At 56.4% G+C, this 14,576-nt stretch carries 13 protein-coding genes; 8 read left to right on the forward strand and 5 right to left on the reverse strand.

Translation table 11 applies throughout. The annotated features are described in order from the left end of the window. Positions 1–62: 62 nt before the first annotated feature. The 5 genes from ACZ5A6_RS25850 (at position 63) to ACZ5A6_RS25870 (ending at position 4,790) form a co-directional block, all read left to right on the forward strand. Positions 63–965 carry a DMT family transporter gene (locus ACZ5A6_RS25850; protein ID WP_464111447.1) on the forward strand — a complete coding sequence of 301 codons (903 nt, stop codon included), beginning with the start codon at positions 63–65 and terminating at the stop codon, positions 963–965. 90 nt (positions 966–1,055) lie between these two features. Beyond that, positions 1,056–2,405, forward strand: coding sequence for an NADP-specific glutamate dehydrogenase (gdhA, locus tag ACZ5A6_RS25855; RefSeq protein WP_111799780.1), 1,350 nt, complete (start codon positions 1,056–1,058; stop codon positions 2,403–2,405). A 64-nt stretch (positions 2,406–2,469) separates the two neighbouring features. Beyond that, positions 2,470–3,342, forward strand: coding sequence for a hypothetical protein (locus ACZ5A6_RS25860; protein ID WP_464111448.1), 873 nt, complete (start codon positions 2,470–2,472; stop codon positions 3,340–3,342). A 497-nt stretch (positions 3,343–3,839) separates the two neighbouring features. Then, a complete protein-coding gene (locus tag ACZ5A6_RS25865; protein ID WP_464111449.1) occupies positions 3,840–4,376 on the forward strand; it encodes an NUDIX hydrolase in 537 nt (178 codons plus the stop codon). Positions 4,377–4,583: 207 nt separating this feature from the next. Further along, the gene (locus tag ACZ5A6_RS25870) at positions 4,584–4,790 is read left to right on the forward strand and encodes a hypothetical protein (RefSeq protein WP_013637426.1); all 207 of its coding nucleotides are present in this window, start codon (positions 4,584–4,586) and stop codon (positions 4,788–4,790) included. Between the two features lie 341 nt (positions 4,791–5,131). Here the strand turns inward: ACZ5A6_RS25870 and ACZ5A6_RS25875 are convergent, their stop codons facing one another. Beyond that, on the reverse strand, positions 5,132–8,266 hold the full coding sequence (locus ACZ5A6_RS25875; RefSeq protein WP_464111605.1) for a hybrid sensor histidine kinase/response regulator: 3,135 nt from the start codon (positions 8,264–8,266) through the stop codon (positions 5,132–5,134). A gap of 162 nt (positions 8,267–8,428) precedes the next feature. On the opposite strand from ACZ5A6_RS25875, the gene ACZ5A6_RS25880 reads away from it, so the two are divergent. Continuing rightward, entirely contained in the window at positions 8,429–9,430 is a 1,002-nt protein-coding gene (locus tag ACZ5A6_RS25880) for a sensor histidine kinase (protein WP_003517209.1), read from the forward strand. 535 nt (positions 9,431–9,965) lie between these two features. On the opposite strand, the gene ACZ5A6_RS25885 is transcribed toward ACZ5A6_RS25880, so the two are convergent. After that, positions 9,966–10,571 carry a J domain-containing protein gene (locus ACZ5A6_RS25885; protein WP_111790892.1) on the reverse strand — a complete coding sequence of 202 codons (606 nt, stop codon included), beginning with the start codon at positions 10,569–10,571 and terminating at the stop codon, positions 9,966–9,968. Between the two features lie 383 nt (positions 10,572–10,954). Between ACZ5A6_RS25885 and ACZ5A6_RS25890 the strand changes: the two genes are divergently transcribed. Both ACZ5A6_RS25890 and ACZ5A6_RS25895 read left to right on the forward strand, forming a co-directional pair. After that, entirely contained in the window at positions 10,955–11,209 is a 255-nt protein-coding gene (locus ACZ5A6_RS25890) for a FitA-like ribbon-helix-helix domain-containing protein (RefSeq protein ID WP_003517203.1), read from the forward strand. Continuing rightward, positions 11,206–11,625: a type II toxin-antitoxin system VapC family toxin gene (locus tag ACZ5A6_RS25895; protein WP_003517201.1), complete on the forward strand. Its 420-nt coding sequence runs from the start codon at positions 11,206–11,208 to the stop codon at positions 11,623–11,625. Before ACZ5A6_RS25890 ends, ACZ5A6_RS25895 begins: the two co-directional genes overlap by 4 nt. A 139-nt stretch (positions 11,626–11,764) precedes the next feature. On the opposite strand, the gene ACZ5A6_RS25900 is transcribed toward ACZ5A6_RS25895, so the two are convergent. Genes ACZ5A6_RS25900 through ACZ5A6_RS25910 form a run of 3 tightly spaced genes read right to left on the reverse strand, consistent with a single transcriptional unit; the run spans position 11,765 to position 14,350 of the window. Further along, complete coding sequence (locus tag ACZ5A6_RS25900; RefSeq protein WP_464111450.1) at positions 11,765–12,661, reverse strand: dihydrodipicolinate synthase family protein; 897 nt, start codon at positions 12,659–12,661, stop codon at positions 11,765–11,767. Between the two features lie 32 nt (positions 12,662–12,693). Then, complete coding sequence (locus ACZ5A6_RS25905; protein WP_112401572.1) at positions 12,694–13,575, reverse strand: SMP-30/gluconolactonase/LRE family protein; 882 nt, start codon at positions 13,573–13,575, stop codon at positions 12,694–12,696. Positions 13,576–13,630: 55 nt separating this feature from the next. Further along, positions 13,631–14,350 carry a FadR/GntR family transcriptional regulator gene (locus ACZ5A6_RS25910; protein ID WP_003517195.1) on the reverse strand — a complete coding sequence of 240 codons (720 nt, stop codon included), beginning with the start codon at positions 14,348–14,350 and terminating at the stop codon, positions 13,631–13,633. Between the last annotated feature and the right edge of the window lie 226 nt (positions 14,351–14,576).

A 14,576-nucleotide genomic window follows, 5' to 3' on the forward strand; every position in this document is an offset into this window, starting at 1 on the left:
TGGCCAACAAAAGTGGACCAAGGCTTCCCTTATCGCGGCAGCACAAGCTGTCCGGAGCAATCATGGAAAAAGACACACATTTGACTGGAATGCCGGGGCGGGCAGGTTTTGCGCAGGGACTTGGCTGGATGGCGCTGAGCATGGCGTCCTTCATAAGCATGGCTGTCGGGTCTCGCGAGCTCGCATCGACCTTGTCGATCAGACAGGTGCTGTTTTTCCGGGCTCTCGTCGGTCTTGGCGTAATTTTGCTGGTGGGACGGTCACTCCTGCCGCAGATCCTTCAGAAGAAACTGTTTCCAAGGCATCTCGCCCGAAACGTCGTTCACTTCACCGCCCAGTATTTCTGGACCATTGGCGTGGTCGCTCTCCCACTGGCCTCGGTCTTTGCACTCGAATTTACGATGCCTATCTGGGTCGCATTTTTCGCCTGGCTTTTTCTCAAGGAGCAGCTAACCGGGCCGCGGCTTCTCGCAACCCTTGGCGGTTTCATCGGTGTTCTGGTGATAGTGCGTCCAGGATTCGGCGTCATTGATCCGGCTGCTGGCTTAGTGCTGCTGGCGGCCGCCGGCTATGGGCTTTCCTTAATTCTCGTCAAGCAGCTCACGAAAGAATGCTCACCAGCAATCATCGTGGTCTGGATGATCCTCATTCAACTGCCGCTGGGACTGCTGGCCGCGTTGACGGATTGGAGGGACGTCAGCCTGTCCGATATTCCGTGGATGATGGTTGCCGGCGTTGGTGCCTTGAGTGCGCATTACTGCCAGGCACAGGCGCTTAAGCGCCTCGATGCATCTGTCATCATGCCCATCGACTTTTTGCGTGTACCCATGGCTGCGGTCGTCGGGTTCTACGCTTACGGAGAAGGCGTGGACGCCTGGGTCGTCATCGGCGGATGCATAATCCTGCTGTCGAACTTCCAGGCGATGATGTCCGAGCGAGTGAGGTCAAAGAACCCCGATGTCTGACGAGCCAAGACAGTCATCCTCGCCGGCAGTGATCAAGCTGCCTTGCCCATGCCGATCTTCCTTAAGCTATTAAAAAAATCGGAGTATTTGATGGTTCACGTCGACGAAAAACTCGAACCCATTCTCAACGAAGTCTTGCGCCGAAACGCAGGAGAGTTCGAGTTCCACCAGGCCGTGCGCGAAGTCCTGGAGAGCCTTGGAAGAGTCATTGCTAAACATCCGCGTTATGCGGAAAACGCCCTCATCGAGCGGATTTGTGAACCGGAGAGGCAGATCATCTTTCGTGTGCCTTGGGTGGATGACAACGGTCAGGTCCAAATCAATCGCGGATTCCGCGTGCAGTTCAACTCTGCTTTGGGTCCCTATAAGGGCGGCATTCGGTTTCATCCCTCGGTCAACGTCGGTATCATCAAGTTCCTCGGATTCGAACAGACGTTCAAGAACGCCTTGACCGGTATGCCCATCGGTGGAGGGAAGGGCGGATCCGACTTCAATCCGCGCGGACGATCTGATGGCGAAATTATGCGCTTTTGTCAGTCGTTCATGACTGAGCTTCATCGACATATTGGCGAATACACCGATGTTCCCGCTGGCGACATCGGTGTGGGCGGTCGTGAGATTGGCTATATGTTTGGCCAGTACAAGAGGCTCACCAATCGATTTGAGGCGGGTGTCCTGACCGGGAAAGCCCTGTTCTATGGCGGTTCGCGCGCTCGCAAAGAAGCGACAGGTTATGGGGCGAGCTACTTTGTGCGCAGGATGCTGGCCTCCAAAGGAATGGACTTTTCAGAAAAGCGTGTGTCGGTTTCTGGTTCGGGCAACGTTGCAATTTATACAATGGAAAAAGTAAGCGAGTTCGGCGGGAAGATTGTCGCTTGCTCCGATTCAAACGGTTATGTCGTTGATGAAAGCGGGATTGATTTCGCCCTGGTCAAGGAGATCAAGGAGGTCCGACGAGGACGCATCTCGGAATACGTGAAGCTCAAGGGGTCGCATGCTTGCTTTGTCGAGGGAGGATCAATCTGGGATGTCCCCTGTGACGTGGCTATGCCCTGTGCAACGCAGAACGAACTGACTGGTAAAGACGCAAAGACGCTCGTCAGAAACAACGTCATCGCGGTGGGAGAAGGTGCAAATATGCCGTCGACTCCCGAGGCTGTAAGGTTGTTTCAGGCGGCGGGCGTCATGTTCGCGCCTGGCAAGGCCGCTAATGCAGGAGGGGTCGCCACGTCTGCTTTGGAAATGCAACAGAACGCTTCCCGTGACAGCTGGACGTTTGAGCAAACGGAGGCGCGCCTCGCAGACATCATGAGTGCGATCCATGATGTCTGCGCGGAAACCGCCGAGGAATATGGCGCGCCGGGCGATTACGTCCTTGGTGCAAACATCGCCGGATTTGTTCGGGTCGCGGAAGCTATGGACGCGTTAGGGGTCATCTAGGCGATCACGAGCGGCGGCCCAGCTCGACTCATGCTGTCCGGGAGGAACGCATCGGTGATGATTATTGGACCTCAAGCCAGACCGGAGCCGCTGCGCCTCAAAGCAGGAGCGTCACCCGATCGCACGCGTGCGATCGGGTCGTTCGCCAATTCAGTCGCTCCACTGGTCTTTGTTCTCTTTGTTGAGAACAAGGCGTTTTTCAGAGGTTACCACCTTGTTTCCTGCCCTGCTTGCCAAGACCAATTTTGGTCTTGATCATTCTACTCTGGCTGATGTCGCCGCTATCCTATGTGAGGACGAGGCCTGCCTTGCAACGATTGCTAACGCGGCTAACGAGACGACAGGCGAGCCACGGTGGATTGCTCTGGCTTTAATACATGCACTCTGGCGGAAGGCTGGCGTCGCCCCTCTGGTGATGTCCTCCGTCCTTAAAGCCTGGCCGGAGATAGTGGCATCGCTCGAAGCGGTTATGTGTTTCCGGGCGAATGCGGCCGCCGAAGAGAGCGATCCATTCATGTTCTATCAACCTGTCGCCGCCCACTCGATCCCCGTTGCTGGTCTCGATGAGTACATTGATCTGGTTGAGAACCGCTTCATTATTTGGAGGCGTCCCAGCATCGATCGGAAATCTCTGGGAAAAGCAATGATCGCTGGACGCAGGTCGGACAATGATGCCGCTTATCTTGCCGCCTTAAGATCGCTGCAAGCTCGACCGACATACCAGAGCACCGGGCTTGGCTTTACCGATGGAAGCACGTTCTTCCACAACGAGTGGGGGCGCAACCTAGCTGAGCAGGCGCTCGAATCGTCAGTGCGGTGCAACGACCGGTCAGGTCTGTTGTTCGAGAACAGCTACGTCTGCAAAACCTCCATCAATGTCTCGATCGTCGTCCGCGCGTTCAAGCGAAAAGCTCTGGGTCTGACAGTGAGGCCATAAAGTGACGCAGAGCTTGTTGCCGCTGAGTGGATGTCACGAGGTTCGCTCACGTACGATTTGGCGCGAATGGTCCGGCATCATTCCTATCGTGCGGCAAAAGGTCACCTTGCAGGCAACGCGATCCTTGCCCAGATAAGCATCATGAAAACGCCCATGAAATCCCTATTTTTCAGGCTTATTGATCAGGCACGTTCCCTAACCCGGAGCTGGCAGCACTGAACCTTTAACGCCGCCATAGACCCAGCCGCTCCGGGAACCACGCAATTGAAAGTGCGGTTCGTATGCGTCGCTCGCGCGACGTAGCCATGGAGCGTTTTAATGTCCCACCCTCGCCCCCTTCCAATCTGCCCTGCGTGCAACCGTCAACTGCCGGGTGCCGCGGCCCGGTGCCCTTGGTGTGAAACCTCTGTTCCACTGAGAGCCGCACACAAGCCTCATAGTTGCAAGCGCAACGAGTTCCGACTGCCCTTTCGCTGGCTTGCGGAGACCGCAGGACAATGACACGCGCTACGACAGCAAGCCGGATCGTCTCGTCACCTGATGACAGAGGTCAGTTGCAGCAGGTCGGAGTACTTCCCTGGCGGATCGGGCGCGACGGCGAGCGCAAGGTGCTGCTTGTCACGGACCGTGAGCGCGAGCGCTGGATCGTGCCCAATGGCCCGCTCGTTAAAGCATGTCCGCCCCTCGTCATGGCCTCGCGACATGCGTTCAAGGTGGCAGGAATTATTGGCGACATGTCCCCGGCTCCGGTAATGACATACAGATATATCAAGACCCTCAACGATAAGCCTCAGCTTGTCTGCTGTGTCACGATATTCGGTACGAACGTGCGTGGCACTTTGACCCACTGGCGCGAAAAAGCGCACCGAAAAAGACGATGGTTTTCTCCACAAGCGGCGGCGGACAGGTTGGGTGATATCGCGCTTGCCGATTTTGTACGGAAACTCGATGCAGAGCCGGGGTGCTGGCATGCCCGCCGTCACTCTGGCCGCCTGATCCTGGGGTTGAACGAGCGGCAAGGTTCTGGTGTCTGACATGCCGACGATGGAGCTAACGGGTTTCGCGCTCACCATTCGTTACGTCTTTCCTATCCGAAGGGTTAGTGCCGGACGCTGATTGCCTGGCGCCAATAGTTGCGACCGCGACATTGGCGTCAGGTTTCTCGCAACCCGACACGAAAACTGCGGAGCAAATCTGGCCGCCTGTGCCATGGCATTGCCCGCATTCGGAAAAAAGCAGTCATGACTTTCAGATATATTCACACCCTTCCTATCAGCGGCCCCAACAAGTTGCCTCGTTTCAGGCGGTGGGCTGCCGAAAATATTCCCGGCATTGCCGTCTCTCTGCCGCCCCAGGTGCCGGTTAAGAGCGAAGCTCTAACGGTGCGATTGAAATCGGTTGAGGATCGCAACACGCTGATCGCGAAACTGGAGGACGTCAGCCTCTAGTGATCTCGTGCCCCGCGGCGTACGGCTGATCCGGATCGAGCTGGTGGTGTTCTATGCCGCGCGGTTCTTGTCGGTCGAGCTATGCCTTACGCCGCGCGGGCGTCGACTTCGGATAAAAACCGAAAGGCCCATTAACCGGCGAAGCGTGCCGTGGCCTCGCTTGCCCAGGGGGCGTCAAGGTATCTCCACAGATCCAGTCCCACAATCGTGATGACCCGGCGGTCAACAGCGCAGGTGGAACTGGATACTCAACCTTGCGCAAGTGGCAGGCTGCCATCGCCAAACAGCGCGATGGCAAACGTGGTTATACCCGTGCGCGAGCCATGCCAGCCAGATTGCGGTCACAAGGTCCGATCGGCCTTACCCAACACCTGTCGCAGCCCATCGATACTGAAAGGCTTGGATAATTGCTGCGCATCGGAAATACCCGAGGCTGTCTTGGCGTTGTCGTCACCGCTTGCGAAAACGATCCGCACGTTTGGCCAGCGTTCCCTTACATGTCTTGCAAGTTCGATCCCGGACATGCCGGGCAGACCGACATCTGTCAGCAACATGTCGATCCTGTTGGTCTCAAGGACGCTGAGGGCATCCTCCGCTGAGTTGGCCTCATGCACCATGTGACCAAGCTCTTCTACCATGTCGACCGTCGACATCAGGATAAGCGGCTCATCCTCAACGATAAGGACATGCGGTTTTGCGGACACCGTTGGGCGGCTATCACGCGGCTCCTGCTCGGGTGCAGGCGCGGGCTCCTGGCGCTCCATCCGTTGCAAGGCAATCCTGTGTTGCTGCGCGTTGTTCAAGACGTGGCGGACTTTGCGGGCCAGTGCCTCGCGCGTGTAGGGTTTGGATAGCAACTCGACACCAGCGTCCAACCGGCCGCCGTGGACGATCGAATTTTCGGTGTAGCCTGAGGTAAATAACACGGCCATGCCAGGGAACTGAGCCTTGGCCTTCCTCGCAAGATCTGTGCTGCGCATCGGGCCCGGCATCACGACGTCCGTGAACAGCAGGTCGATCTGAACGCCACTGCTGACGACGGCGAATGCGGACTGTGCGTCTCTCGCTTGGAGGACGCGGTAACCAAGGTCCGTCAGCAGCGCCACCGATGTTTCTCTAACGCCGTCATCGTCTTCCACCACGAGAACAGTTTCCGTGCCACCCGTCACCGCGATGGCCTCTGGATCACTCAGGCTGTCTTCGACCTGCACCGTGCGCGGCATATAGAGTTTCATGGTCGTCCCATGCCCGACCTCGCTGTAGATTTTGAGGTGGCCGCCGGACTGCTTAAGAAAGCCGTAAACCATCGACAAACCGAGGCCGCTTCCCTTCCCGTCCGTTTTCGTGCTGAAGAACGGTTCCAGGACATGCTCGATGATTTCCGGCGATATTCCTGACCCCGTATCAGTCACTGCAACGAGTACATATTGTCCGGGACGGACATCGTCGTGCGAACGGGCGTAATTGTCGTCGAGAACCGCATTTCCGGTCTCGATTGTCAATCGTCCGCGGCCTTCCATCGCGTCCCTCGAATTGATTGCCAGGTTAAGGATGGCGTTCTCCAGCTGACTCGGATCGATCAGCGTATTCCATAACCCGCCGGAGACAACGGTTTCGAGTTCTATCTCTTCGCCCAGTGCCCGGCGCAGCATATCGTCCATATTCTGGATGAGTTTTCGAACATTGACGACTTTGGGCTCGAGCGGCTGACGGCGACCGAAGGCCAAAAGTTGCGATGCCAGCTTTGCGCCGCGGGCAACGCCGGCCAAGGCATTATGCAGGCGTTGTTCTGCCCGCCTATTGCCGTCGATATCTCTGGAGAGAAGCTGCAGGTTGCCGCTCACGACCTGGAGAAGATTGTTGAAGTCGTGCGCCACGCCGCCTGTGAGGTTACCCAGCGCTTCCATCTTTTGCGCCTGCCTCAACGCGATCTGTGCGGTTTCGCGCTCGACAGTTTCTTTCTCTAGCTTCAGAAGCGCAGTTCTCAGTTCAATAGTGCGCTGCTCGACTTTTTCCTCAAGGGTGTGGTTAAGGCTCTGAAGCTGATCCTCAGCACGCTTTTGGTCCGTGACATCGAAGCCATCAACGAAAATCCCGGTCACTGATCCGTTAGGATCAAAAATTGGCTGGTAGATCAAATGTACGAAGCGCTGATCCGGCTGCTCCTTGCCATCCCGTTCCAGGAAAACAGGCACATAACGACCTATGTACGGCGTGCCCGATCGAAAAACACCGTCGAGCAATTCGAAGAAGCCTTGCCCAGCAATCTCAGGCAGCGCCTCTCTGACGCTGAGGCCAAGGAGCTCGCGATGCCCTACAAGTTGATTATAGGCATCGTTGACCAGCTCGAACGTGTGTTCAGGCCCGCTGAGGATGCACATGAAACTTGGGGCTTGCTGGAACAGGGCGCGCATCCGATCTCGCTCCGCGGTCCGAAGTTGCACTTCTGAGGAGAGTTGACGATTGAGCTGCTCGAGTGCCAACGCTGCTTTTTCCCGGATCTCAGCAGCCTCCGCAAGCGCCGCTGCCCGTCGACGTTCTGTTTCGAACGCTTCGGCGCTCGCCAAGCGCGAGGTGATCTGGACGGCAATCAATTTAAGGAAATCCAGATAATCGTCGCTGACCGCCCGATGCGGATTGAGCCCGGTGATCATTACCCCCTTGGGTTGGTCGCTGGCTTGTCCGACCAAGGGAATGACCGCAGCCTGAGATGGCGCTCTTTGCCAGGGCCCCGACGGGATGACGTCTGTGGCCGACAACTTTATCAGATCCATGGCCTGTTCTTGCCAGGCGCGTTCAAGGTTCCAGATGCCCACACCACGGTTCATTGTTACCGGCAATAAAGTGTCGTCTTCAGCTGTGCCGCAAACCCACCGGCGCATCGCATTGCCGTTCTCGTCAAAAACGTAAAGTGCGCAGAAGGGAAGATCCTGAGGGTTGTCGTTAAGCGCTTTGCGTGAAGCGTTGAAGACTTCGACCTCAGTGTCGGCCACGGCAAGGCCAGACGCCAGGGTGCGCATGGTTGCCAGGCGGCGTTCACTGATGACCCGCTCGGTTTCTTCCGTGACCGCGCAGAAGACGCCCTCGACCTTGCCACTGTCTCCGATCAGCGGACTGTAAGAGAAGGTATGATACGTTTCTTCCGGATATCCGTCGCGTTCGAGAAGCAAGAGCAGCGCGCGGTCCCAGGTTGCCTCTCCGCTTGAATAAACGGTTTCCAAGCGCCCTTTGATATCATTCCAGATTTCAGACCATAATATCTTTGTCGGCACAGCAAGCGCGTTGGGGTGCTTATTTCCCAAGGTCGGCCTATAGGCGTCGTTATAGAAAAAGGCGATGTCTGGACCCCAGCCAAGCCACATTTCAAATTTTGAGGTGAGCAACAGCCGAATTGCGACCTTCAGCGCTTCGGGCCACTCGTCCGGACAACCAAGTGTACTATCCGCCCAATCATGGCGCCGCATCATCTGCGCCATCTCTCCATCGCCAACAAATATGTCCCGATACCGGTCCGAAATTAATGCCATTCCACTTCCATCCCAATAAAGCACATCCTACGTAGAACATTGATAACGCTTCGCTGGCCAGCTAGTTCTAGATCGATACCAGCTTTTGTATGGGGTGGGAGAAATTTAAAATTGAGCAAAGGCACATCACAACCTGAATGGAGTACAGCCGAGCTCAGGCGTGCTATCCAGTCGGCCGGGGTCGCGCTCTGGGCCTGGATCGTCGATGACGACACGTTTGTGATGGATGCCAAGGCTTACGAACTCTGGGACATTTGCGGCGAGGTAGACCTCACTTTCGAGCATCTTTCCGCCAAGGTGCATCCCGCCGACCGAGACCGCGTCAGGGCGGCGTTCGTCGCAACCCGCGCCATCGACGGCCCGTTTGAAATTGATTTCCGCATTCTCACGAACGCCTCCGACGTTCGTTGGATTTCCGCTCGAGGCCAGGGCAACGAGGGAGACGCTGCAACCGAAAAAATGACAGGCATCTTTCTTGACGTCACGGGCCGCAAGCAGGCGGAGGAAGGGCATGAACTCCTCGCTGGCGAGATGAGCCATCGCGTCAAGAATATTCTGGCTCTGGCCTCTGGATTAACAAATATCACCTCGCGGACGACCGAGACAAAAGAGGAAATGGCAAAGCAGTTGACTGAGCGACTGACGGCCCTCGGCAGGGCCCACGAACTGGTGCGCCCGCTCCCCGATGGCCAGGGGAGATCGGCATTGCTCGGTGACCTCTTTGCTGTGCTGCTTGCCCCTTACGACGACGTCGGAGCTTTTGCAGGTCGCATCCGCGTTGCTGTGCCGCGGATGGGATTAGGAGAAAAGGCCGCAACCAGCCTGGCACTCGTGATACACGAGTTGGCAACGAATTCGCTCAAATATGGTGCCTTGTCGAATAATGCGGGATTGCTCGACATATCCGGTTCTGTAATCGAAGATGAGGTCGAGATCGTCTGGAGCGAACACGGAGGCGACCCTGCCCAGTCGCCCAGATCGTCAGACGGTTACGGCAGTAAGATGTTGCACAGGACAGTCTCTGGACAACTCGGTGGATCAATCGACTATAACTGGGTAGAGGGCGGAGTCGTTGTAACGCTAAGGATGAAAGAAAGCCATCTTTCTGGATAAATGATCGGGGACCGAGAGTTGGCCCTCAAGCACCCGGCGTGCCGAGACAAAAGCCGAAGTCCCAACCACCGACAGGCTGGGCGCCCTTGCGGGGAAGCATCGACGCGCGCTCCACCAAAACTGATGGAGCCTCACCGTTCTGCGGGACTGAATATGGGCAATCAGAGTGTCGCACGGTTGCTTGGTGACAACATAGAAATCGGTATCCCTGTGTCTTTCAGCCATTTAAGTGGCGATGACGGCGATTCTCCTCAAGGCAGAGTTTGTCCAATAGGCCATCCGGTGTCTTCGCTTTTGCGGTCGAATAGCGAAAAATACAAATCACGCCGAGGGCCCATTGCTCAGCGCAACCTCGCGCAACGGAGAACGTGTCTGCTCGCAGCTCCTGGGCGAATGACGGCGATGCTCTTTGAATGCACTTGAGAAATGTTGGCTTAAATTGAGGTCCGAGTGATCATCTCATCTATGCGTTGGAGCGGGTCAGTGGCTCGGGTCCCTTGAAGGCAGAGATCTTAGGCCCCTTTTCAAACAGGCTTTAGCAAAAACCGTTCAATTTAAGGATTCGATACGCTTCGATTGAGCTTCGAAGTGCATCCTCAGAATTGCGGTCTCCGTCATTGGCGTCGGGATGGTGCATTTTGAGCCTCTCCTTATAGCGGCTCTTGATTTCTTGGGATGTCGCCTGGGAAGAAAGGCCGAGTGTTTCGAAAGCTTTGGCTTCCAGTACCTTGAGCTTTCTCTGTTGGGCGCCGATCCGCGTTTGCCCTTGCCGATCGGCTTTGCGAGCATTTAGCGTTTTTGCCGAGCCTGAACGAACTGAAGACGGTAACGGAGTTTCAGTCGCCGCGCTCACCCTCTTTCCCCAGGTCGGGCGCGCACCCGTCGTCGCTTCTTTCTGGTAACGGGCGACGTCGGCATTGGAGGGTGGTGTCGTAAAACTATAACCCTTGTTGTAGTCAGTCACATGCTCAAGGCAGAATAAGAGGTAAAGACCTTCTGCACCCGATCCCACCGGCGCACGGTGAGTACCGCTCTTTTCACACCCGTCCCATTGGCATTTTGGGCCTGTGGCTTCGCTGGCCGATGGCGAGCGTTTGCGAGCGGATCGAAGACCTACGAATATTTTCGAATCATGCGTCATTGGAACTATATGGACGCGGAGGACCCCTAGGGCAACATCAGACATGTCCAATCTCGGGCAATACGTACAGGGCGCGACAGCCAACCTCACTGGGGGAAGCGCTGTTTCCTTGGCAAATTAGTCGTTTGGAAATGGCCAACATGGGCAATTTCTAGTCATGCTCATGTCTCGCTGAAAACCTTGCCCGCTCGACAGTCATTCTCGCAAGGTGTGCATAGATCTTCCCGAGAAGACGATAGCTCGTGGTTGCGGTATCCTCGACGGATTGTCGGCCGCGATATGGAAAAACGGGTCAAATCCTGCTGAAACTCAGTACTCTTGAATTTTAGCATCATTCTTGGTACTTTGATATCAAAGAGATCATTTTTCAAAGGATGATATCAATGCCGGCAGTCACCATTCGTAACCTTTCTGAAGAAACACATCGCGCTCTGAGGGTGCGAGCGGCTCATCATGGCCGGAGCACGGAGGCCGAGATTCGTGCCATTATTGAAGCGGCTGTTCGTCCTCCGGAACGTATTCAGCTCGGTTCCTTGCTAGCGGCCATTGGTCGCGACGCCGAGCTTTCCAACAGCGACGTTGAAGCTCTTCAGAAAAGTCGCGACAAGACACCTGCTAAGCCGATGACCTTCGAATGATCTTGCTTGACACCAACGTCATATCCGAACCTTGGAAACCGGTTCCGGACGAGGCGGTGATTGCCTGGTTGGACGCCCAAGCTGTCGAAACGCTGTTCATCTCCGCAATAACGATTGCGGAGCTTCGCTTCGGAATTGCTGCTATGCCTTCAGGCAGACGGCAAACTATCCTCCGCGACCGTCTCGAGGGCGAGGTGCTGCCACACTTTTCCGGCCGCATCCTGTCCTTCGATCTGACTACTTCTCAGTTCTACTCTGAACTGATGGCACGCGCTCGAGCGTCTGGGAAAGCAATCGGCACGGCCGATGGCTACATTGCAGCCACAGCGGCAGCAAATGGCCTCACTATCTCAACTCGCGATACAAGCCCTTTCGAGGCTGCCGGGGTGAAAGTGATCAACCCCTGGTCCAGATAACCACAATGTTCGTCTGGGCGTGACGCAAGGCATTGTTTGTCCATCGCAACCGAGCCGGTTAGGCGCATAATTCCACAGATGGGTTGGGTGCCATCATCGGCATCGTAGTGTGTCTCCACAGTTGGGAATGAGGCTTTTGTCATTGCCAGCTGGCAAGCAGGACTTCAAGTGTTGCACGATCCTCGTCGTCCAGACGGGCGAGTCCTGGTGCTCGAACTGGGCCAACCGCAAGGCCCTGTATCTGCATCGCTTCCTTTACCACAGTCACATTGGCGCCGTTCCGGTATCGTGTCCGCAGCCGTTCGAACAACTCGATCTTTTCAACGATCTTACGTGCGGTCGAGAAATCGCCGGCCGTCAGTGCATCATGAACTTGCATGGAAAATTGCGGCGCGACATTGACGAGACCGGATGTGAAACCGCGGGCTCCGACGGCGCAGAAGGCGGGAGCCCAGCTTTCTGCCAGTCCACACACGTAAAGTGAGCCGTCAGGATCGGAAGCGGCGATCGCACGCGACAGAAGCATAATATCCGTCGTCGCGAACTTTATGCCTGCGACATTCGGATGGCTCGATAGTCTGACCATGTCGTTGACCGAGAACCCGTCGGCGCGGACATACGCTACGAGAGGCAATTCGCTGCCTTCAGCCAGGCCGATAAAATAGTCGATCTGTGATTGCGGCGCTGCGAACGGGTCAACCGGCTGGTGGGACATGACCGCAGACGCGCCCATCTCCCTGGCCCGACGCGCCATGGACAGGGCCTCCCGCTGCGAGCGTCCAATCGCTGCAGTAACGGGGGCTTGCCCGTTCACCCCTTCGATCGCAGCTTCGTAGACCTTGAAAATTTCAGCGGGCGTCAACGCGTAAAACTCGCCGGTATTGCCCGCAGCAACGATATTGTGGATGCCCGCCTTTGCTACACGGGCATAGGCTTCGATGGTGACAGCTATATCGACTTCCCCGTCTGTCTCGTAAGCCGTAACGGGGACGCCGGAAATACCGTGCAGAGCCTGGCGGAAATCGAATGTCGTCATCAACTGGTTTCCTTAAAAATCAAAGGGCATCTTCAGATAGAAAATTTGTGAACGGCTACGCCCGCGACAGGCACATCAAACGCAACAAGCGTACCTGGGGTGGTTGTTCCGTTCGTTTCGGTCACAAGACTCGTCAGATAGATCGTTTTGAGGTCCGGGCCGCCGAAACATGGCATTGTCGGCCCTTTGAACGGCAACCTGTATATCTCAAACAGTTCGCCCTCCGGCGAAAAGCGGTTGAGACGCCCGGCCTGAACGCCGGCGCTCCAGTAACAGCCTTCGCAATCGGTCGCCGCGCCATCAGGCCTGCCTTCGTCGGGTGCGAAATCGTGCAGGCGCTCGGCTGGACCGAGCCTGCCCGTCGCGGCATCGAAATCGAACGCCTGATACATCAGACCGCTGCTGTCAGAATGATACATACGCGTTCCGTCCAGATTCCAGGCAAGCCCGTTCGATGTGAACATATCGCCATTGATGACAAGCTCGACGCCGCCATCCGGCGCGATACGATAGAGGCGGGCATTTCCTGTCTGCACGGCAGCCTCGTCGCGGGTTCCCACCCAGAAATGGCCATCGGGGCCGACCTTGCCGTCGTTGAGACGGCTGTCTGCTCGTCCTTCGTCCGGATCGCACAGCAGTTCGAGCGCGCCGTTTGCGGGGTCTAGAAGGTGCACGCCCGTCTTGAGGCCCGCCACAACAAGGCCATTGTCGCAAAGACCGAGGCAACCCACCTGGGCGGGCATTTCGTATCTGTCGAGTTTGCCGCCCGGATGCAGGCAGAAAATGGCGGGGGCGAGAATGTCGACGAACCACAGATTCCCGGTACGCTCATCCCATGCCGGTGATTCGCCGACCTTCAACGGCGTGTCGATGAGAGAGCGGAGTTTCGGCTCTATGATGCGTGGCTGGATCACTGATTATTTTCCCTTGCCCTGTATGGCTCGCCTTTTGAAATGTGGAAAAACGGTTCTAGCTGCCGACGCCCTGAAACATGCGGGCACGGGCCTTCAGGATGTGATCTTTCATTGCGTCATGCGCGGCCTGTTCCTGGCGGGCAAAAATCGCTTCCACGATTGCCGTATGTTCGTTCTGTACCTCGCGCACATGTTGCGGCGTACGCTTGAGGCTGAGGCTGCGTGTCACCGACTGGCCGATCGCGAAATGCGGCTTGAACCATATCCGCACGGTGATGTGGAACTGGTTATGGCTCGCTTTCGCAATGGCTTCGTGCAGGGCAAAGTCCTCCTCCGCACCAAGATCGTTGCGCGCAAGACACTGTTCCAGCGCGGTGATGGCCTGTTCGATGCGGGCTTTGTCGGCAGCCTGCCAACTGCGTGCTGCAAGTTCGGCGGCTGCAGACTCAAGGCCGGACCGGAACTCGAAGAAACGCTGCACATCGGCAAGCGAGCCGACAGGAACCTGCTGCAACACGGATGAATCCGGCTGCTGGCGCACATAGGAGCCGGAACCTTTCTGCGAAACGATAAGCCCGTCGTTGCGCAGCCGCTCCAGCGCTTCGCGCACCACAGGCCGGGAAGCCCCGAACAGGGAAGCCAGATTTTGCTCCGACGGCAACCGCTCGTTCACGGGAAACCGCCCATCAGAAATCATTCCGATGATCTTTTCGTAGATGATGTCGCTCAAGCGAGTCTCGCCTCGAGCGGCGGCGGATGCGGTTTGATTGTCCATCAGCAGCCCTTCCGTTGCAAATCGCTGAAGTTAATGGGTTTCCTGCATTTCAATCGCAACAGAAATACCGGGTTTTTCATGAACGTGGTTACTGTCGTGCCGGTTCTTTCCTCAAACCTGATCGTGAAAACCGGTCTACGAATAAAAAATATGTAAAAATCTGTCAATACTTGTAATCATCTGAAAACGCCCATATGGTCTGCCCTGCCGGTGGAGGATCGGTGTG

The organism is Agrobacterium sp. 6Ca8 (assembly GCF_055382765.1).